Source organism: Streptomyces sp. NPDC006235 (assembly GCF_040613735.1).
Classification (GTDB): domain Bacteria; phylum Actinomycetota; class Actinomycetes; order Streptomycetales; family Streptomycetaceae; genus Streptomyces.
This window is the reverse complement of record NZ_JBEXSR010000011.1, coordinates 120,965-138,769: the sequence shown is the minus strand read 5'-3', so window position 1 is coordinate 138,769 and position 17,805 is coordinate 120,965. Positions and strand designations below refer to the sequence as shown.

The 17,805-nt window shown below is 73.5% G+C and carries 16 protein-coding genes and 1 pseudogene; 15 read left to right on the top strand and 2 right to left on the bottom strand.

Features of this window, described 5'->3' with window-relative positions; translation table 11 throughout:
* Positions 1-68: 68 nt before the first annotated feature.
* The 6 genes and pseudogenes from ABZ192_RS16125 to ABZ192_RS16100 all read left to right on the top strand — a co-directional run bounded on the left by ABZ192_RS16125 (position 69) and on the right by ABZ192_RS16100 (position 5,947).
* A complete protein-coding gene (locus tag ABZ192_RS16125; RefSeq protein ID WP_356925139.1) occupies positions 69-1,538 on the top strand; it encodes an NAD(P)H-hydrate dehydratase in 1,470 nt (489 codons plus the stop codon).
* Positions 1,539-1,812: 274 nt separating this feature from the next.
* A pseudogene (locus ABZ192_RS16120) lies at positions 1,813-2,543 on the top strand (L,D-transpeptidase); the annotation flags it as partial.
* A 60-nt stretch (positions 2,544-2,603) separates the two neighbouring features.
* Positions 2,604-3,773 carry an alanine racemase gene (gene alr, locus ABZ192_RS16115; protein WP_356925138.1) on the top strand — a complete coding sequence of 390 codons (1,170 nt, stop codon included), beginning with the start codon at positions 2,604-2,606 and terminating at the stop codon, positions 3,771-3,773.
* A 117-nt stretch (positions 3,774-3,890) separates the two neighbouring features.
* Positions 3,891-5,150 carry an alpha/beta hydrolase gene (locus ABZ192_RS16110; RefSeq protein ID WP_356925137.1) on the top strand — a complete coding sequence of 420 codons (1,260 nt, stop codon included), beginning with the start codon at positions 3,891-3,893 and terminating at the stop codon, positions 5,148-5,150.
* A complete protein-coding gene (gene tsaE / locus ABZ192_RS16105) occupies positions 5,116-5,637 on the top strand; it encodes a tRNA (adenosine(37)-N6)-threonylcarbamoyltransferase complex ATPase subunit type 1 TsaE (protein ID WP_356925136.1) in 522 nt (173 codons plus the stop codon). Before ABZ192_RS16110 ends, tsaE begins: the two co-directional genes overlap by 35 nt.
* A 142-nt stretch (positions 5,638-5,779) precedes the next feature.
* A complete protein-coding gene (locus ABZ192_RS16100; RefSeq protein ID WP_356925135.1) occupies positions 5,780-5,947 on the top strand; it encodes a hypothetical protein in 168 nt (55 codons plus the stop codon).
* Positions 5,948-6,607: 660 nt separating this feature from the next.
* Here the strand turns inward: ABZ192_RS16100 and ABZ192_RS16095 are convergent.
* The gene (locus tag ABZ192_RS16095; protein ID WP_356925134.1) at positions 6,608-7,165 is read right to left on the bottom strand and encodes a hypothetical protein; all 558 of its coding nucleotides are present in this window, start codon (positions 7,163-7,165) and stop codon (positions 6,608-6,610) included.
* Positions 7,166-7,302: 137 nt separating this feature from the next.
* Between ABZ192_RS16095 and tsaB the strand changes: the two genes are divergently transcribed.
* From tsaB to ABZ192_RS16075, 4 genes are read left to right on the top strand one after another with little or no spacing between them, the layout of a single operon-like run.
* Complete coding sequence (tsaB, locus tag ABZ192_RS16090) at positions 7,303-7,956, top strand: tRNA (adenosine(37)-N6)-threonylcarbamoyltransferase complex dimerization subunit type 1 TsaB (RefSeq protein ID WP_356925133.1); 654 nt, start codon at positions 7,303-7,305, stop codon at positions 7,954-7,956.
* A gap of 29 nt (positions 7,957-7,985) precedes the next feature.
* Positions 7,986-8,483, top strand: a complete 498-nt coding sequence (gene rimI, locus ABZ192_RS16085) for a ribosomal protein S18-alanine N-acetyltransferase (RefSeq protein WP_356925178.1) — start codon at positions 7,986-7,988, stop codon at positions 8,481-8,483.
* Positions 8,476-9,582, top strand: coding sequence for a tRNA (adenosine(37)-N6)-threonylcarbamoyltransferase complex transferase subunit TsaD (gene tsaD, locus ABZ192_RS16080; RefSeq protein ID WP_356925132.1), 1,107 nt, complete (start codon positions 8,476-8,478; stop codon positions 9,580-9,582). Before rimI ends, tsaD begins: the two co-directional genes overlap by 8 nt.
* Positions 9,579-9,836, top strand: coding sequence for a hypothetical protein (locus tag ABZ192_RS16075; protein ID WP_356925131.1), 258 nt, complete (start codon positions 9,579-9,581; stop codon positions 9,834-9,836). Before tsaD ends, ABZ192_RS16075 begins: the two co-directional genes overlap by 4 nt.
* 9 nt (positions 9,837-9,845) lie before the next feature.
* Here the strand turns inward: ABZ192_RS16075 and ABZ192_RS16070 are convergent, their stop codons facing one another.
* Positions 9,846-12,167: a glycoside hydrolase family 3 N-terminal domain-containing protein gene (locus tag ABZ192_RS16070; RefSeq protein WP_356925130.1), complete on the bottom strand. Its 2,322-nt coding sequence runs from the start codon at positions 12,165-12,167 to the stop codon at positions 9,846-9,848.
* A gap of 162 nt (positions 12,168-12,329) precedes the next feature.
* Here ABZ192_RS16070 and ABZ192_RS16065 point away from each other — a divergent pair, with 162 nt between their 5' ends.
* The 5 genes from ABZ192_RS16065 (at position 12,330) to ABZ192_RS16045 (ending at position 17,803) form a co-directional block, all read left to right on the top strand.
* Positions 12,330-13,397: a LacI family DNA-binding transcriptional regulator gene (locus ABZ192_RS16065; RefSeq protein WP_356925129.1), complete on the top strand. Its 1,068-nt coding sequence runs from the start codon at positions 12,330-12,332 to the stop codon at positions 13,395-13,397.
* Positions 13,398-13,489: 92 nt separating this feature from the next.
* A complete protein-coding gene (locus tag ABZ192_RS16060) occupies positions 13,490-14,839 on the top strand; it encodes an endo-1,4-beta-xylanase (RefSeq protein WP_356925128.1) in 1,350 nt (449 codons plus the stop codon).
* 141 nt (positions 14,840-14,980) lie between these two features.
* Positions 14,981-15,988, top strand: coding sequence for an LCP family protein (locus ABZ192_RS16055; protein ID WP_356925177.1), 1,008 nt, complete (start codon positions 14,981-14,983; stop codon positions 15,986-15,988).
* Positions 15,989-16,118: 130 nt separating this feature from the next.
* On the top strand, positions 16,119-16,475 hold the full coding sequence (locus ABZ192_RS16050) for a YciI family protein (RefSeq protein WP_356925127.1): 357 nt from the start codon (positions 16,119-16,121) through the stop codon (positions 16,473-16,475).
* 47 nt (positions 16,476-16,522) lie between these two features.
* On the top strand, positions 16,523-17,803 hold the full coding sequence (locus ABZ192_RS16045) for an RNA polymerase sigma factor (RefSeq protein WP_356925126.1): 1,281 nt from the start codon (positions 16,523-16,525) through the stop codon (positions 17,801-17,803).
* Positions 17,804-17,805: the final 2 nt, after the last annotated feature.

Below are 17,805 nucleotides of genomic sequence, written 5' to 3'. Positions count from 1 at the left end.
GCGACACGGTCCGCAGTTGCCCGGGATACGGGGGAGTGGCCGGGCGGTCCTACGGGAAACTCGACCGCATGCGTAGTGCGTACAGCGTGGACACGGTCAGGACCGCCGAACGGGAGCTGATGGCGCGGCTGCCGGAGGGGGCGCTGATGCAACGCGCCGCCGCCGGACTCGCCGCGGCCTGCGCCGACCTGCTGGGGCGGGTGTACGGGAGCAGGGTCGTGCTGCTGGTCGGGAGCGGGGACAACGGCGGTGACGCGCTGTACGCCGGGGCCCGGCTGGCCCGGCGCGGGGCCGGTGTCACGGCGGTGCTGCTCGCGCCGGAGCGGGCTCACGCCGGGGGGCTCGCGGCGCTGCGGCGGGCCGGGGGGAGGGTCGTGAGCGCCGGTGGAGCCGAAGGCGTCGAAGGCGCAGGCGGGGGCGGGCAGGGTGTCGAGGGGCTGGTCGAGCGGGCGGACCTCGTCGTGGACGGGATCGTCGGGATCGGCGGGAAGGGCGAGCTGCGGCCGGACGCGGTGCCTCTGGCCGCAGCCGCCGAGCGGTCGCGGGGCGCCGTGGTCGCCGTCGACCTGCCGAGCGGGGTCGACGCCGACACCGGGGAGGTGCGCGGCGCCGCGGTCCGGGCCGATCTGACGGTGACGTTCGGCACGCACAAGCCGGGGCTGCTGATCGATCCGGCGCGGGAGTACGCGGGGTCGGTGCGGCTGGTCGACATCGGTCTCGAGCTGCCGGCCGAGCCGGAGCTGGAGGCGTTGCAGCACGCGGACGTGGCGCGGCTGCTGCCGGTGCCGCGGGCCGAGAGCGACAAGTACCGGCGTGGTGTCGTGGGCATCGCCGCCGGGTCCGCTCGCTACCCCGGGGCCGCCGTGCTCGCCGTCGCAGGGGCGCTGCGGGGCGGGGCCGGGGCGGTGCGGTACGTCGGGCCGGCCGGTGACGCCGTCCTCACACGGTTCCCCGAGACGCTCGTGTCGGACCAGGGGCCGAAGCACGCCGGACGGGTGCAGGCATGGGTCGTCGGGCCGGGGGCCGGGGACGACGCGGCGACGGTCGGGGAGGTGCTGGCGGCGGACGTCCCGGTGCTGGTCGACGCGGACGGGCTGCGGCTGGCCGAGGCGGGGGTCGTACGGGCGCGGCGGGCGCCGACGCTGATGACGCCGCACGCCGGGGAGGCGGCGGCGCTGCTCGGGGTCGACCGGGAGGAGGTCGAAGGCGGGCGGCTGGCCGCTGTGCGGGAGCTGGCCGGGCGGTACCGGGCGACCGTGCTGCTGAAGGGGTCCACGACCTTGGTCGCCGACTCGGGGGGCGGTGCGGTGCGGGTCAATCCGACGGGGACGTCCTGGCTGGCCACGGCGGGGAGCGGGGATGTGCTGTCGGGGCTCGCGGGGTCGTTGCTGGCGGCGGGGCTTTCGGCGGTGGACGCGGGGAGTGTGGGGGCGTATGTGCACGGGCTGGCCGGGAGGCTGGCGGCGGACGGGGCGCCGGTGGGGGCGCATGACGTGGCGGAGGCGGTTCCGGGGGCTTGGCGGAATGTTCTGGGCTGAGGGAGAGGGAGTGCTGCGGGCCGGTGGGGGGTGCCGTGGGGGTGAATCGCCCCCTCCTCCCCTTCCCGTCCCGAATCCGGGGGCTGCCGCCCCCGGGCCCCCGCTTCGGCTTGGACGGCCTCGTCCTCAAGCGCCGGACGGGCTGGGAGTGGCTGGGCGTCGCCGTCAGGTGCAGGCCGTCCGGGGCCCCCGCCGCGCGGCAACCCCGGGCCGCCCCGGTGTCCCGTTTCTCTGATCACATGACCAGCAGTCGCGCCGGGGTCCGGGCAGCGCCTGGTCCGTCGACACGCCCGACCAGGCGCTGCCGCCGGTGGTGTACACGCCGTCGGCCGAGGAGGAGGCCGTCGAGCCGCGCGCGGCGGTGGAGGGGACGTACGCGCTCGTCGAGTACGTGCCGTTGGGGGAGGCGGTCGCGCGGGTGAGCTGCACCGGGAAGGCCGGGCCGTATCAGCGGCAGGTCGAGCGGTGGCTGGGGCTGAGGGTGGACGGGGCGCAGTCGGCGGCCGACTGCCGGGTCATCCGGGCGTTCCAGGTGAGGCAGGGCATCAAACCGGCCATCGGATTCGCCGGGCCCGTGACATGGGGCCGGATGCAGTACCTGTCGGCGCGCCGGAACCCCAATGCCGCCGGTCGCTGCCCGGTGCGGAGCTACCCCGTGGCCTGTGTGGATCTCAGCCGGCAACTGACCTGGGTGCAGAAGGGGCGGAAGGTCGTGTTCGGGGCGGTGCCGATCCGTAGCGGGCGGGCCGGGTACCGGACCCGCGGCGGGTGGCACAAGGTCTATTGGCGGCACAAGAACCACTGGTCGACGCTGTACAACACGCCCATGCCGTACGCCCAGTTCTTCAGCGGCGGACAGGCCTTCCACGGCGTCTACGGCAGCCTCACACCGCCGTCGGCTCCAGGGGCTGCGTCAATCTCTCCGTCCCCGACGCGCGGAGGCTGTGGAGCGTGCTGAAGCAGGGGGATCGCGTGTTCGTGTGGGGGCGCAGGCCCGGGACGTAGCGGTTGCCGTCGGGGGCCGCTGCCTCGGGCGGGTCGGGCCCCTCTGAGACACTGGGCGCGATGAGCGAGAGAACAGCCCCGCGGACCGCGCCCCTGCGGGCCCGCGCGGAGATCGACCTGGCCGCCCTGCGGGCCAATGTGCGGGCGCTGCGTGCCCACGCGCCGGGCGCTGCCCTGATGGCCGTGGTGAAGTCCGAGGCGTACGGCCACGGGGCCGTGCCGTGTGCCCGCGCGGCCGTCGCCGCGGGAGCGGACTGGCTGGGCACGGCGACGCCGGAGGAGGCCCTCGCCCTGCGGGCCGCCGGGCTGCCGGGCCGCATCATGTGCTGGCTGTGGACGCCGGGCGGGCCCTGGCGCGAGGCGATCGAGGCGGACGTCGACGTGTCCGTCAGCGGGATGTGGGCCCTGGCGGAGGTCACCGAGGCCGCCCGGCGGGCGGACCGGCCCGCGCGGGTGCAGCTCAAGGCCGACACCGGGCTCGGGCGGGGCGGCTGCCAGCCCGGGGACGACTGGGCCGATCTGATCCGGGAGGCGCTGCGTGCCGAGGCCGAGGGGCTCCTGCGCGTCACGGGGCTCTGGTCGCACTTCGCCTGCGCCGACGAGCCCGGCCATCCCTCCATCGCCGCCCAGCTCGGCCGCTTCCGGGAGATGGTCGCGTACGCCGAGGAGCGGGGCGCCCGCCCCGAGGTGCGGCACATCGCCAACTCGCCGGCCACGCTCACGCTGCCCGAGAGCCACTTCGACCTGGTCCGCACCGGCATCGCCACCTACGGCATCTCGCCCAGCCCCGAGCTGGGCACCCCGGCCGACTTCGGGCTGCGCCCGGTGATGACGCTGTCCGCCTCGCTCGCCCTGGTCAAGCACGTGCCGGGCGGGCACGGCGTCAGCTACGGCCACCGGTATGTGACGCCCGGCGCGACCACCCTCGGCCTCGTCCCGCTGGGGTACGCCGACGGCATCCCGCGGCACGCCTCCTCGGCCGGGCCGGTCCTGGTCGAGGGCAAGTGGCGCACGATCGCGGGGCGGGTCGCCATGGACCAGTTCGTGGTCGACCTGGGCGGCGACGAGCCCGTACCGGGTGCCGAGGCGGTGCTCTTCGGCCCCGGGGACCGCGGCGAGCCCACCGCCGAGGACTGGGCGCAGGCGGCCGGAACCATCGCCTACGAGATCGTGACCCGGATCGGAACGCGCGTTCCTCGCGTCTATGTGAATGAGGAACAGGACGGGTAACTCGCACAGAGGACCGGTCACGCGCAGAACAACAGGCACCCTGACAACACCAGCATCATCAGCACCACCACCACGAGCAGCAGCATCGGCAGCAGCCCCGGCGAAGAGGAGCGGTACGTGAGCGAGAGCAGTGCGGAGGTCGTCGCGAACGCCGCCACCGCGGCCGTCGCGGCCTCCGCCGCGGGGGCGGCGGGAGGCTGGCGCCGGGCGACCGGCATCGCCGGTGTCGCGATAGGCGTGGTGGCCGCGGGCGCGGCCGCCGGCGTCGCCCTGGAGCGGATGACGGTCGGCCGGGGCATGCGCCAGAAGGCCCGGCTCGCCCTCGACTCCGCGGGGCCCTACGGCTCGCTGCGCGGCATGCCCGGCAAGGCCTTCGCCGACGACGGCACGGAGCTGTACTACGAGGTCGACGAGCTCGACCCGGAGGCCGCCCCCGCCGCCATCGGCCCGCGCCGCCGCAGGCTCTTCGGCCGGAAGGCCCCCGCCCCCGTCACCGTCGTCTTCAGCCACGGCTACTGCCTCAGTCAGGACTCCTGGCACTTCCAGCGGGCGGCGCTCAGAGGCGTCGTACGCACCGTGCACTGGGACCAGCGCAGCCACGGCCGGTCCGGGCGGGGCGTGGCCCAGGGGCGGGACGAGCCGGTCACCATCGAGCAGCTGGGCCGCGACCTGAAGGCCGTCATCGACGCGGCCGCGCCCGAGGGGCCGCTCGTGCTGGTCGGGCACTCGATGGGCGGCATGACGGTGATGGCGCTGGCCGACCAGTACCCCGAGCTGGTCCGGGAGCGGGTCGTCGGGGTCGCCTTCGTGGGGACGTCGTCGGGGCGGCTCGGCGAGGTCAACTACGGGCTTCCGGTGGCCGGCGTCAACGCGGTGCGGCGGGTGCTGCCCGGCGTGCTGAAGGCGATGGGGCAGCGGGCCGAGCTGGTGGAGAAGGGACGCAGGGCCACCGCGGACCTGTTCGCCGGGGTCATCAAGCGGTACTCGTTCGCGTCCCGGGACGTCGACCCGGCCGTCGCCCGGTTCGCCGAGCGGATGATCGAGAGCACGCCCATCGACGTGGTCGCCGAGTATTACCCGGCGTTCAACGACCACGACAAGACCGAGGCGCTCGGGTGTTTCGCGGACATGCCGGTACTCGTCCTGGCCGGGGTGCAGGATCTGGTCACGCCGAGTGAGCACAGTGAGGCCATCGCCGATCTGCTGCCGGACGCCGAGCTGGTGCTGGTGCCGGACGCGGGGCACCTGGTGATGCTGGAACACCCGGAAGTGGTCACCGACCGCCTCGCCGACCTGCTCACCCGCACGGGTGCCGTGCCCGCAGGAGCTACCGTGAAGGGCTATGGAAGCACCAGCAGCACCGCACAACCCGGCTGAGCCCGGATCCGTTCAGATCGTCGTCACGTCCCCCGAGCAGATGCGGGAGCTGGGTCGCAGGCTCGCGAAACTTCTGCGCGCGGGTGACCTGGTGATGCTCAGCGGGGAGCTCGGGGCGGGCAAGACGACACTGACGCGTGGGCTGGGCGAGGGGCTCGGCGTGCGCGGGGCCGTCACCTCGCCGACGTTCGTGATCGCCCGGGTGCATCCCTCGCTGGGCGACGGCCCACCGCTCGTCCACGTCGACGCCTACCGGCTCTCCGGCGGTCTGGACGAGATGGAGGACCTCGATCTCGACGTCTCGCTGCCCGAGTCCGTGGTCGTCGTGGAGTGGGGCGAGGGCAAGGTCGAGGAGCTGACCGAGGACCGGCTCCAGGTGGTGATCCACCGCGCGGTGGGCGACACGACCGACGAGGTCAGGCAGATGACGATCACCGGTGTGGGGGCACGCTGGGCGTCGGCGGACCTGAGTGTGCTCGCGGCGTAGCTCCCGGCGCGTGGTGTTTTGATGAACGTTCCGACAAGGCGTCGGCAAAATGTTGCGTTCGGCGTCTTGTGCGTGGTCACATGGTATCCAGTCCGTAGTTAGGTCTACCTAACTACGTCCGCCCCGCCTTCGGGAGGCGTCCATGTCGGCTACAGAGAGCAAGGGGCAGCCGCTGCCGTTCGCGGTCGCCGGGGTGACCATGCGCGACCTGCTGGCGGCGGGCGAGGCGGCGGCCCTGATCTCCACGCCCCCACGGGCACCCGAGCCGGAACTCACACAGCCGACGACAGACCACCGCGAAGCGGCGTAGAGGCCTTTGGCCTGGCAGCCCGGCGGAGCCCAGCGGAGGGCCACGACTCTGCGGCCGATCGTCGCGAACGCCCACATCGCGTTGCCGTCCCCGCAGGACTCCGGCCCGTCAGACGCTCGTGACCTTGCGGCCCGGCGGCCCGGCGGCCCGGCGGCCCGGCGGCCCGGCGGCCCGGCGGCCTAGCGGCTCTCCGGCTCGGTGGCCTAGAGGCCGATGGGCTTGCGGCCTGCGGTCCTGCGGCCCTGCTGCCCGGCGGTCCGGCGGCCTGGCGATCTGCGGCCCCAGCGGCTGGCGGCCCAGTAACCCAACCCCCAGCACCCGGCCGTCTAGCGGACTACGACCTCCTTGTGGCCGATCGTCGCGAACGTCCCCATCGCCTCGCCGCCCGCGCGGGACTCTGGCCCGTCAGACGATCGCGGCCTGCGCCTGCGGCCTGCGCCTGGGCCCGATGGCATTGGGGCCAGGTGGCCCTGGCTGCCGTCCCGGCGTCCCGCTGGTCTGGCGGCCTTGTGGCCCGATCCCCGCATCCCGGTAGCCTTGCCCTCCCGGTGGCCTGGCGGCCTAGGGGGACGGTGGCCTGGGAACGGCCTAGCGGCCCCGCGGCCCGGCGGCCCAACCGCCCGACGACCCGGCGGCCCGGCGGCCCAACCGCCCAACCGCCTACCGGACCACCACCACCTTGCGGCCGATCGTTGCGAACGTCCACATTGCCTCGCCGTCCGCGCGGGACTCGCGGATGCCGCCCGTGCGGGTCTTGGGGGCCGGGGCGGGGGGTGAGGCGTTTACTGCTGCGCTGAAGCCGATGACCACGCCGTCCACGTTGGTGAAGCGCACGACGTGTTCGACGGGGACGCCGTCGGAGCCGGTGACCGCGTTCGAGCGGGACGTGACCGAGTAGGAGCCCGGGGACGGGTCCACCGTGCTCGGGGTGACCTTGAACGTGCGGGTGACCGTCTCGTCCCCGCCGACCAGCCACACCCGGTCGCCGCGCAGGGAGTACACGACCCGTGCGCCCTTGCCCGAGTCGTCGGGCAGTGCGGCGGGGTCCTTCCGGGCCTGGGGCGGCGGTTTGGAGACGCCGGCCGCCGGTGCGGCGTCCGCCGGTGACCGGCCCAGGCCGGCCGGGAGGGTCTGTGAGGCCTGGTGGGCGAGGTAGCCGACCGTCGCCAGGGCCGCGGCGGTGAGCGCGGCCACGATCCCCGAGCTGCTGACTGCCACCGGCTCCCACCTCCGTGTCGTACGTCCCTGTCGCGCACGGTGCGTACGCGACGCCGTGACGGAAGGTGACGGTAGCAGCATGTGACGGCCCGACAGGTACGTCCGACACGGGGCCCGGGGAGCCGTAGGCTGTTTGCGTGCTCTTGCTCGCTCTGGATACCGCCACCCCCGCCGTCACCGTCGCGCTGCACGACGGCCGGGACGTCATCGCCTCGTCGAGTCAGGTGGACGCGCGCCGGCACGGGGAACTGCTGCTGCCGGCGATCGACCGGGTGCTCGCCGAGGCCGGTCTGAAGCTCGACGCCGTCACCGGTGTCGTCGCCGGAATCGGGCCGGGCCCGTACACCGGGCTGCGCGTCGGTCTGATGACCGCCGAGACCTTCGGGCTCGCGCTCGGCGTCCCCGTGCACGGCGTGTGCACGCTGGACGGCCTGGCCTACGCCGCCGACCTGGAGGGCCCGTTCGTCGTGGCGACCGACGCCCGCCGCAAGGAGGTGTACTGGGCCCGCTACGCCGACTCCCGCACCCGCGTCACCGACCCGGCCGTCGACCGGCCCGCCGACATCGCGGCGCAGGTCGCGGGCCTGCCCGCGGTCGGCGCGGGCGCGCTGCTGTACCCGGACACCTTCCCCCAGGCCTACGAGCCCGAGCACGTGTCCGCCGCCGCGCTCGCCCGGCTGGCCGCACAGCGGCTGGCGGCGGGCGAGGAACTCCCCGCGCCCCGGCCGCTGTATCTGCGCCGCCCCGACGCCCAGGTCCCCAAGAACTACAAGGTGGTCACCCCGAAGTGACCGGGTCCGAGACGTGTGTGCTGCGCGAGATGCGCTGGTGGGACATCGACTCCGTACTGGAGCTGGAGCGGGACCTGTTCCCCGACGACGCCTGGTCGCGGGGCATGTTCTGGTCCGAGCTGGCCCATGCGCGCGGGCCGGAGGCGACCCGGAAGTACCTCGTGGCCGAGGCGGGGGAGCGGATCGTCGGGTACGCCGGTGTCGCCTCCTCCGGCGAGCAGGCCGACATCCAGACCATCGCCGTCACCCGGGAGTACTGGGGGACCGGGCTCGGCGGCCGGCTCCTCGCCGAACTGCTGCGGGCCGCGACCGCCTTCGAGTGCGCCGAGGTGATGCTGGAGTGCCGGGTGGACAACGTCCGCGCGCAGAAGCTCTACGAGCGCTTCGGCTTCGAGGCCATCGGCTTCCGGCGCGGCTACTACCAGCCGGGGAACGTGGACGCCCTGGTGATGCGACTGACCACGAAACCCGACAGCGGCTCCGCCGCGGGTTCGGCTCCCGTACAAGGAACCCAGACCAATGACTGACTCTCGCGACGAGCCGCTCGTCCTCGGCATCGAGACCTCCTGCGACGAGACCGGCGTAGGCATCGTCCGCGGCACCACCCTGCTCGCCGACGCCGTCGCCTCCAGCGTCGACGAGCACGCCCGCTTCGGCGGTGTCGTGCCCGAGGTCGCCTCCCGGGCGCATCTGGAGGCGATGGTCCCCACCATCGACCGCGCGCTGAAGGAGGCGGGCGTCAGCGCCCGCGACCTCGACGGCATCGCCGTCACCGCCGGTCCCGGCCTCGCCGGTGCCCTGCTGGTCGGCGTCTCGGCGGCGAAGGCGTACGCCTACGCCCTCGGCAAGCCCCTGTACGGCGTCAACCACCTCGCCTCGCACATCTGCGTCGACCAGCTGGAGCACGGCCCGCTGCCCGAGCCGACCATGGCGCTGCTGGTGTCCGGCGGCCACTCCTCCCTGCTGCTGTCCTCGGACATCACCTCCGACGTCCGCCCGATGGGCGCGACCATCGACGACGCGGCCGGTGAGGCCTTCGACAAGATCGCCCGCGTGCTGAACCTGGGCTTCCCGGGCGGCCCCGTCATCGACCGGTACGCACGCGAGGGCGACCCGGGCGCGATCGCCTTCCCGCGCGGCCTGACCGGTCCGCGCGACCCGGCCTACGACTTCTCCTTCTCCGGGCTGAAGACGGCCGTGGCGCGCTGGATCGAGGCCAAGCGGGCGGCGGGGGAGGAGGTCCCGGTGCGGGACGTGGCGGCCTCCTTCCAGGAGGCGGTCGTGGACGTGCTGACCCGCAAGGCCGTGCGGGCCTGCAAGGACGAGGGCGTCGACCATCTGATGATCGGCGGCGGGGTGGCCGCCAACTCCCGGCTGCGCGCCCTGGCCCAGGAGCGCTGCGAGGCGGCCGGGATCCGGCTGCGGGTGCCGCGGCCCAAGCTGTGCACGGACAACGGCGCGATGGTCGCCGCGCTCGGCGCGGAGATGGTGGCCCGCAACCGGACCGCGTCGGACTGGGACCTGCCGGCGGACTCGTCCCTGCCGGTGACGGAACCGCATCTCCCGGGCCACCGCCACGACCACGACCATGTGCACGAGGTCAGCAAGGAGAACCTCTACTCGTGACGGTCGCCATGATGTGGGAGGCGCGGGCCGTGCCCGGCCGGGGCGAGGACCTGCTGGCCTGGGCACGGGCGCAGGAGCTGCCCCGCGCACCCCTGCGCCGGGAGACCCTGCGCGCTCCGCAGGACCGGGTCCTCGTCATCACCTGGTGGGACGCCGCCTACGACGCCGAGCTGCCGGAACTGCCGGAGCCGGACGGGGATTTGGTCATACGGGCGGTGCACCGGTGGCGGTTCGAGTCGGTGGGCGCCGACTGACCCGCACCGTCACCCGGCGTCCGTCACCTCCGTCTCGCAGCGCAGCCGCCGGTCGGTGCCGAGGACCCGGACCGGGCCGGTGAGCGTGAGGTGGGCGGTGTGGCGTACGTCCGCGCTGGACGCCGCCAACCGTAGTTCCAGGGCGCCCGGTTCGACCACCCTGCGCCCTGAACGGTCGGTGAACGCCGACAGGTCCGTGTGGAAACGGAACAGCACCCGGGCCGCCTCCCCCGGTGCCAGCCGCACGCGCTGGTAGCCGATCAGCCGTACGTCGGGGCGGGTCACCGACGCCACCGGGTCGTGGAGGTACAGCTGCACGACCTCCGCGCCCTCCCGGTCGCCGGTGTTGCGGACGGTCACCGAGACGTCGTACGTCCCGTCCGTGCCGATCTCCGCCGGCTCCGCGCCGCCCGTGCCGTCCTCCCACGCGAACGTCGTGTACGAGCGGCCGTGCCCGAAGGCGTACAGCGGGGTCGGGTCGAGGTTGCTGACCTCGCCCGCGAGACCGAGGGGCGGCTGGAGGTAGGTCCAGGGCTGGCCGCCGGGGACCTGCGGGACGCTCACGGGGAGGCGGCCCGACGGGTTCACGCGGCCCGACAGCACTCCCGCCACCGCCGGGCCGCCCTCCTCCCCCGGGAAGAACGCCTGGACGACCGCGCCCAGGCGGCCGTGCCAGCGGCCGAGGGCGTAGGGACGGCCGGTCAGCAGCACCAGCACCACGGGCACGCCCGTGGCCACCAGCGCGTCCAGCAGCTCGCCCTGGGCGCCCGGCAGGGCGAGGTCCGTCGCGTCGCAGCCCTCGCCCGAGGTGCCGCGGCCGAACAGGCCCGCCCGGTCACCCAGGACCGCCACGCACACGTCCGCCTCGGCGGTGCGGGCGACGGCCTCCTCGAAGCCGGAGGTGTCCGGGTCCGTCACGTCGCAGCCCGGCGCGAACGTCACCTTGGCGTCGGGCAGTTCGGTGCGCAGGGCGTCGAGGACGGTCGGGATCTCGATGCCGGTCGGGACGCCGGGGTGGTGGGTGAGGACGTGGGAGGGGAAGGAGTAGCAGCCCAGCATGGCCAGGGCGTCGGCCGCCCGGGGGCCGATCACCGCGATCCGGGTGTCGGGGGCGAGCGGGAGCAGGCCGTCGGGGTTGTCGAGCAGGACGACGGACTCCTCGGCCACGCGGCGGGCCAGGATCCGGTTGCCCGTGGAGTCGAGCTCGACCGTGCCGGCCGGTTCGGGGGTCCAGTCCTCGTCCAGCAGGCCCAGTTCGCACTTCTGGAGCAGTACGCGGCGGGCCGCGCGGTCCACGAGCTCCTCGGGGATCTCGCCCGAGCGGACCGCGTCCACCAGGGGATCGCCGTAGCACTTCAGGCTCGGCAGTTCGACGTCGATGCCGGCCACCAAGGCCGCGTGGGCCGCCTCGGCCGGGGTGCCGGCGACCCGGTGCAGGGTCTGGAGGAAGCCGATGCCGAAGTAGTCGGCGACGACCGTGCCGGCGAAGCCCCACTCCTCGCGCAGGAGCCCGGTCAGCAGCTCGGGGTCCGCCGAGGCCGGCACGCCGTCCCGCTCCGTGTAGGCGGCCATCACCGAACGGGCCCCGCCCTCGCGCAGCGCCATCTCGAAGGGCGGGAGGGTGACGTCCGCGAACTCGCGGGTGCCGGCCCGTACGGGCGCCAGGTTGCGGGCGCCGGCCGAGGAGGCGTACCCGGCGAAGTGCTTCAGCGTGGCGACGACCCCGGCCGACTCCAGGCCCCGCACATAGGCCGTACCGACCGTGCCGACCAGATACGGGTCCTCGCCGATCGTCTCCTCGACGCGGCCCCAGCGCGGATCGCGTACGACGTCCAGGACCGGCGCGAGCCCCTGGTGCACGCCGACCGAGCGCAGGTCGGCGCCGATGCGGCGGGCCATCTCCTCGACCAGCGGGGGATCCCAGGTCGCTCCCCAGGCCAGCGGGACCGGGTAGGCCGTGGCCTGCCAGGCGGTGAAGCCGGCCAGGCACTCCTCGTGCGCGACCGCCGGGATGCCGAAGCGGCCGGCCTCGGTGATGCGGCGCTGGGCGCGGGCCAGTGCCTGCGCGCCCAGCGCCGGGTCCACGGGGGCGGTGCCGAAGGAGCGCGTGAGCTGGCCCAGGCCGCGGGTGATCAGCTCGGCCCATGCCTCGTCGGAGTACTCGACCGTCATGTCGTGCTGATGCGGAGCGACTCCGTCGCCGTCCGTCGCGGCGCCCACCCACACGCCGTACAGCTGGGCGGCCTTCTCCTCCAGAGTCATCCGGGAGAGCAGATCGTCGACGCGGGCGGCGGCGGGCAGGGCGGGGTCACGCCAGGGCGCGGTGGTCATGAAGCTCCTGTCGGGTGGACGGACGGCCCTCTCACGAACGGTGCTCACGAGCGTTCTCACGCCCGCTTCAGCGAATGTTTCGGTAAGTATGTCGAATGTTCCGGGAACCTATGGCGCCCGGGAGACTTCGTCAAGGGGGCCCGCAGGGATACGATCGCCGCCATGACATCCCCGGAGCCGGTTGAAAGCCGGACGCAAACCCGGACGCAGGGGCGCAGCGCGCAGACCGCGACGCTCGCCGAGATCGCCCGTGAGGCCGGTGTGTCGGCGCCGACTGTTTCGAAGGTGCTGAACGGGCGGGCCGACGTCGCCCCCGCCACGCGTGCCCGCGTCGAGGATCTGCTGCGGGCCCACGGCTACCGGCGCCGCCGCGCCGAGGCGACCCGCTCACCCCTCATCGACCTGGTCTTTCACGAGCTGGAGAGCGCCTGGGCGCTGGAGGTCATCCGGGGCGTGGAGAACGTCGCCCGGGACGCAGGGCTCAGCGTGGTGCTGTCCGAGAGCGCGGGGCGGCTCACCCCCGGGCGGACCTGGGCCGACCAGGTCGCCGCGCGCCGCCCGCACGGTGTGATCCTGGTCCTGTCCGGGCTCGACGAGTCCCAGCGGGCCCTGCTGACCAGCCGCGCCATCCCGTTCGTGGTGATGGACCCAGCCGGTGACCCGGGGGCCGACGTGCCCTCGATCGGCGCGACCAACTGGCAGGGCGGTCTCGCGGCCACCCGGCATCTGGTCGAGCTGGGGCACCGCAGGATCGGCGCGATCAGCGGGCCGACGCAGATGATGTGCAGCCGCGCCCGGGTCGACGGCTACCGGGCGGCGCTGGAGACGGCCGGGCTGCCGGTCGACCCCGCGCTGATCGCGAACGGCGACTTCCACCACGAGGCCGGTTACCGGCTGGGTCTGGAGCTGCTGCGCCGCCCGGACCGGCCGACCGCCGTCTTCGCCGGGAACGACCTCCAGGCGCTCGGGCTGTACGAGGCCGCGCGCGAGCTGGGGCTGCGCATCCCGGAGGACCTGAGCGTCGTCGGGTTCGACGATCTGCCGGTGGCGCCCCTGGTCGGGCCGCCGCTGACGACCGTACGGCAGCCGCTGACGGAGATGGCGGAGGCGGCGGCCAAGCTGGTCCTCGACCTCGGCCGCGAGGCCGGCACCCCGGCGGCCACCCGGGTGGAGCTGGCGACGAGCCTGGTGGTGCGCAGCAGTACGGCGGCGGCGCCCGCGGGCGGCTGACCGCCGATGCTGTATTGACGGGTGTTCCGGGCACCTCCACACTGCACCGAAGCCAATCGGTTGCACCACCGAAACTTTCGGAGGCACCCGCAATGAGATCGCTGAGATCGGGCTTACTCACCTCCCTGCTGGCCGGAGTCGTCACGGCCGGTTCCCTGCTGCTCGCGGCCCCCGCGTCCCACGCCGCCGACGCCCCGCTGCGCGACCTGGCCGACGCCAGGGGCAAGGCCATGGGTACGGCGGTCACCGGTTCGAAACTCACCGGCACCTACGGCGAGATCACAGGCCGCGAGTTCAACTGGCTCACCCCCGGCAACGCCATGAAGTGGGGCTCCGTCGAGCCGAGCCGGGGCAGCCACGACTGGGCCGAGGCCGACCGGATCGTGGACTTCGCCGAGGCCCACGGCCAGCAGGTGCGCGGCCACACCCTGCTCTGGCACCAGCAGAACCCGGGCTGGCTGACGAACGGCAGCTGGACCCGGGACCAGCTCAGCGCCGTCGTCCAGGACCACATCGCCACCGAGGTCGGCCGCTACAAGGGCCGGCTGGCCGCCTGGGACGTGGTGAACGAGCCCTTCAACGAGGACGGCACCTATCGCCGGACCCTCTTCCACGACACCCTCGGCCAGGACTACATCGCGCAGGCCCTCACCTGGGCCCGGGCCGCCGACCCGGGTGCCCAGCTCTACATCAACGACTACAACGTCGAGGGCGTCAACGCGAAGAGCACGGCCCTGTACAACCTCGTCAAGTCGCTGAAGGAGCGCGGAGTCCCGATCGACGGAGTCGGGCTCCAGGCCCATCTCATCGTCGGCCAGGTGCCCTCGACGCTGCAGCAGAACATCCAGCGCTTCGCCGACCTGGGTGTCGACGTGGCGATCACCGAGCTGGACATCCGGATGCAGCTGCCTCCGACGCAGGCGAAGCTGACCCAGCAGGCCGCCGACTACAAGGCGGTCATGAACGCCTGCGTGGCGGTCGCGCGCTGTACCGGTGTCACCGTCTGGGGCTTCACCGACTCCGACTCCTGGATCCCGGACACCTTCCCGGGCGAGGGTGCGGCGACCCCGTACGACGAGAACTACCAGCCCAAACCGGCGTACCACGCCATCGCGGAGGCCCTCGGCGGGACGACGACCCCGCCGACGGGCGCCTGCTCGGCGACGTACAGCGTCACCAGTCAGTGGAGCACCGGCTACACGGGCCAGGTGCGGATCGCCTGCTCGGGGGCCTCGCTGTCGTCGTGGAAGGCGGACTGGACGTTCGGCGCAGGGCAGCGGATCACGCAGGCCTGGAACGCGAACTGCACGCAGTCGGGCGCGGCGGTCAGCTGTACGAACGCCCCGTACAACGGGTCGGTGCCGGACGGTGGTTCGGTCACCTTCGGCTTCAACGGCTCGTGGAGCGGGAGCAACCCGGTGCCCGTGGTGACGCTGGGGTGAGGCGGTGAGAGCGGACCCAGAAGTCTGAGAATTTCCGAAGAAAAAGCGCCCTGGGGTCCCTGCTCGTCATAATTCGGACTTACGTTCCTGCCCGTGACGGGACGTGGGCACGGGGACGGGAACGGGGACGCGGGCGAAGCGGTGGGCCGGCGGTCGAGAGCGCTGCGGATCGCCGGCCTCGCCCTGGCGGGTGCGCTGGTGCTCGGCGTCGGCTCGGCGGGCTGGGCCTACTGGCATCTCAACGACAACATCAAAAGCGTCGACATCGACAACGCGCTCGGCGACAACCGCCCGGCCAAGCCGGTGGTCACGCCGTCCCCCTCGGCATCGGCGGCGCTGCCCGGCGAGGCTCTCAACATCCTGGTCCTGGGGTCCGACTCGCGCAGCGGCGAGGAGAACCGGCGGCTCGGCGGCGGCGACAGCTCCGGCGCCCGCTCCGACACGGCGATGGTCGTCCACCTCGACGCCGGGCGCACCAGCGCGACGATGGTGAGCATCCCGCGAGACACCCTGGTCACCCGCCCCTCCTGCCCGCGCCCGTCCGGCGGCTCGACGGCCGTCGCCCACCACTCCATGTTCAACGACGCGTACGCGGTGGGCGGACCGGCCTGCGCGGTGAAGACGGTCGAGTCGATGACCGGCGTCCGCATGGACCACTACATCGAGATCGACTTCTCCGGCTTCGCGAAGCTCGTCGACGCGCTCGGCGGCGTCACCGTCACCACGGACGAGGACATCGCCGACGACGACAGCCATCTGCACCTGAAGGCGGGCACCCACCACCTGGACGGCACGCGGGCCCTCGCCCTGGCCCGCACCCGGCACGGCATAGGCGACGGCAGCGACCTGGGGCGGATAGGCCTCCAGCAGAAGCTGGTGAAGGCCCTGCTGGACCAGATCGCCGCGCAGGACCTGCTCACCGACCCGGCGAAGCTGTACCGGGTCGCGGACGCCGTGACCGCCGGCCTCACCACCGACACCGGCCTGGACTCCCTCGGCGAGCTGACCCGGCTCGGGCAGAGCGTGCAGGGCCTTTCGGCGAGCGCGGTGCGGACGGTGACGATGCCGGTCGTGCGGGCGCCGTCGGATCCCAACCGGGTGGTGGCCGAGGAGCCGGAGGCCCGGAAGCTGTGGGAATCGCTGCGCTGACCTGCGCAGACGCGCCCCGCGAAAAATCCGTGAGAAAAATCCGGCGAGCGTGTCGATCCGGAGGTCTCCCGATCGACGCAGCGGTGAGAGCGAGGAAGGACCTCGCTCCGCACAGCCCCGAGGAGTCACCATGCCGCGCTTTCTCACCCTGATCCGCATCGACGAGAAGAACGCCCCCGCCGAGGGCCCGAGCCCCGAACTCCAGGAGCGCATGGGCAAGCTCCTGGAGGAGATCATCAAGGCCGGGGTCATGCTCGACACGGCCGGTCTCACCCCGACCTCGGACGGCAGCCGGGTGACCTGGGAGGACGGGAAGCTCTCCGTCACCGACGGGCCGTTCACCGAGTCCAAGGAGGTCATCGGCGGCTACTCGATCAGCCAGTGCAAGGACAAGGCCGAGGCGATCGAGTGGACCAAGCGGTTCCTGTCTCTGCACGAGGACTACTGGACGATCACCGCCGAGGTCCGGCAGATCGCCGAGGGCTGACCGGTTCTCCTTGGCCGGGCGGCGCCGGGGGTGTCTGATGGTGGGTTGTGACCCCGCAGCCCACCTCCTCCCCGGCGCCCCGGCCCGACCGGACGGCCGAGGCCATCGAGACGGTCTTCCGCATCGAGTCGCCCCGCATCATCGCCGGCGTCGCCCGGGTCGTCCGGGACGTCGGCATCGCCGAGGAACTCGCGCAGGACGCACTGGTCGCCGCGCTGGAGCGGTGGCCGCGGGACGGAGTGCCCGACAACCCGGGCGCCTGGCTCATGACCACCGCCCGCAACCGCGCCGTCGACCTGGTCCGGCGCCGCGAGAACTACGCCCGCAAGCTGGCGGAGATCGGCCGGGACCTGTCGGCGGCGGCTCCCCCGGAGGAGCCCGCCGACCCGGACGACATCGACGACGACCTGCTCCGCCTGGTCTTCACCGCCTGCCACCCGGTGCTGTCCACCGAGGCCCGCACGGCCCTCACCCTGCGCCTCCTCGGCGGCCTGACCACGGCCGAGATCGCCCGCGCGTTCCTGGTCCCCGAGCCGACCGTCGCGCAGCGCATCGTCCGCGCGAAACGCACCCTGGCCACGAAGAACATCGCCTTCGAAGTGCCCTACGGCCCCGACCGCGAGGCCCGCCTCGGCTCGGTCCTCGACGTCATCTACCTCGTCTTCAACGAGGGCTACGCCGCGACGGCCGGCGACGACTGGCTCCGCCCGTCCCTGTGTGAGGACGCCCTGCGCCTGGCCCGGGTGCTCTCGGCCCTCATGCCGAAGGAACCCGAGGTGCACGGCCTGACCGCGCTCCTGGAGTTCCAGGCGTCCCGCACGGCGGCGCGCACGGGCCCCTCCGGCGAACCCGTCCTCCTCAAGGACCAGAACCGGGCCCGCTGGAACCGCATGCTCATCGCCCGCGGTGTCGCCGCGCTGGGCAGGGCGGAGGCCACCTCCTCCGGCGCCCCGGGCCCGTACCTCCTGCAGGCCGCCATCGCCGCCTGCCACGCGCACGCCTACACCTACGAGGAGACCGACTGGCCCCGCATCGCCACGCTGTACGGCCTGCTGGCCGCCCGTACCCCGTCCCCGGTGGTGGAGTTGAACCGCGCGGTGGCCGTCTCGATGGCCGAGGGCCCGCAGGCCGCCCTGCCCCTCATCGACGCTCTGCGCGACGACCCCGCCCTGCGGGACTACCACCTGCTGCCCAGCGTCCGCGGCGACTTCCTCGCCCGCCTCGGCCGTTCGGCGGAGGCCCGGGCGGAGTTCGAACGGGCGGCTTCGCTGACGCGGAACGAGCGGGAGCGGGAGCTGCTGCTGCGGCGGGCGGCGGAGCAGTCCTGAAG

Coding starts and splice junctions, on each gene's coding strand:
- ABZ192_RS16125 (WP_356925139.1), top strand. CDS start 69: ATGCGTAGTGCGTACAGCGTGGACACGGTCAGGACCGCCGAACGGGAG.
- alr (WP_356925138.1), top strand. CDS start 2,604: ATGAGCGAGAGAACAGCCCCGCGGACCGCGCCCCTGCGGGCCCGCGCG.
- tsaE (WP_356925136.1), top strand. CDS start 5,116: ATGGAAGCACCAGCAGCACCGCACAACCCGGCTGAGCCCGGATCCGTT.
- ABZ192_RS16100 (WP_356925135.1), top strand. CDS start 5,780: ATGTCGGCTACAGAGAGCAAGGGGCAGCCGCTGCCGTTCGCGGTCGCC.
- rimI (WP_356925178.1), top strand. CDS start 7,986: ATGCGCTGGTGGGACATCGACTCCGTACTGGAGCTGGAGCGGGACCTG.
- tsaD (WP_356925132.1), top strand. CDS start 8,476: ATGACTGACTCTCGCGACGAGCCGCTCGTCCTCGGCATCGAGACCTCC.
- ABZ192_RS16070 (WP_356925130.1), bottom strand. CDS start 12,167: ATGACCACCGCGCCCTGGCGTGACCCCGCCCTGCCCGCCGCCGCCCGC.
- ABZ192_RS16065 (WP_356925129.1), top strand. CDS start 12,330: ATGACATCCCCGGAGCCGGTTGAAAGCCGGACGCAAACCCGGACGCAG.
- ABZ192_RS16060 (WP_356925128.1), top strand. CDS start 13,490: ATGAGATCGCTGAGATCGGGCTTACTCACCTCCCTGCTGGCCGGAGTC.
- ABZ192_RS16050 (WP_356925127.1), top strand. CDS start 16,119: ATGCCGCGCTTTCTCACCCTGATCCGCATCGACGAGAAGAACGCCCCC.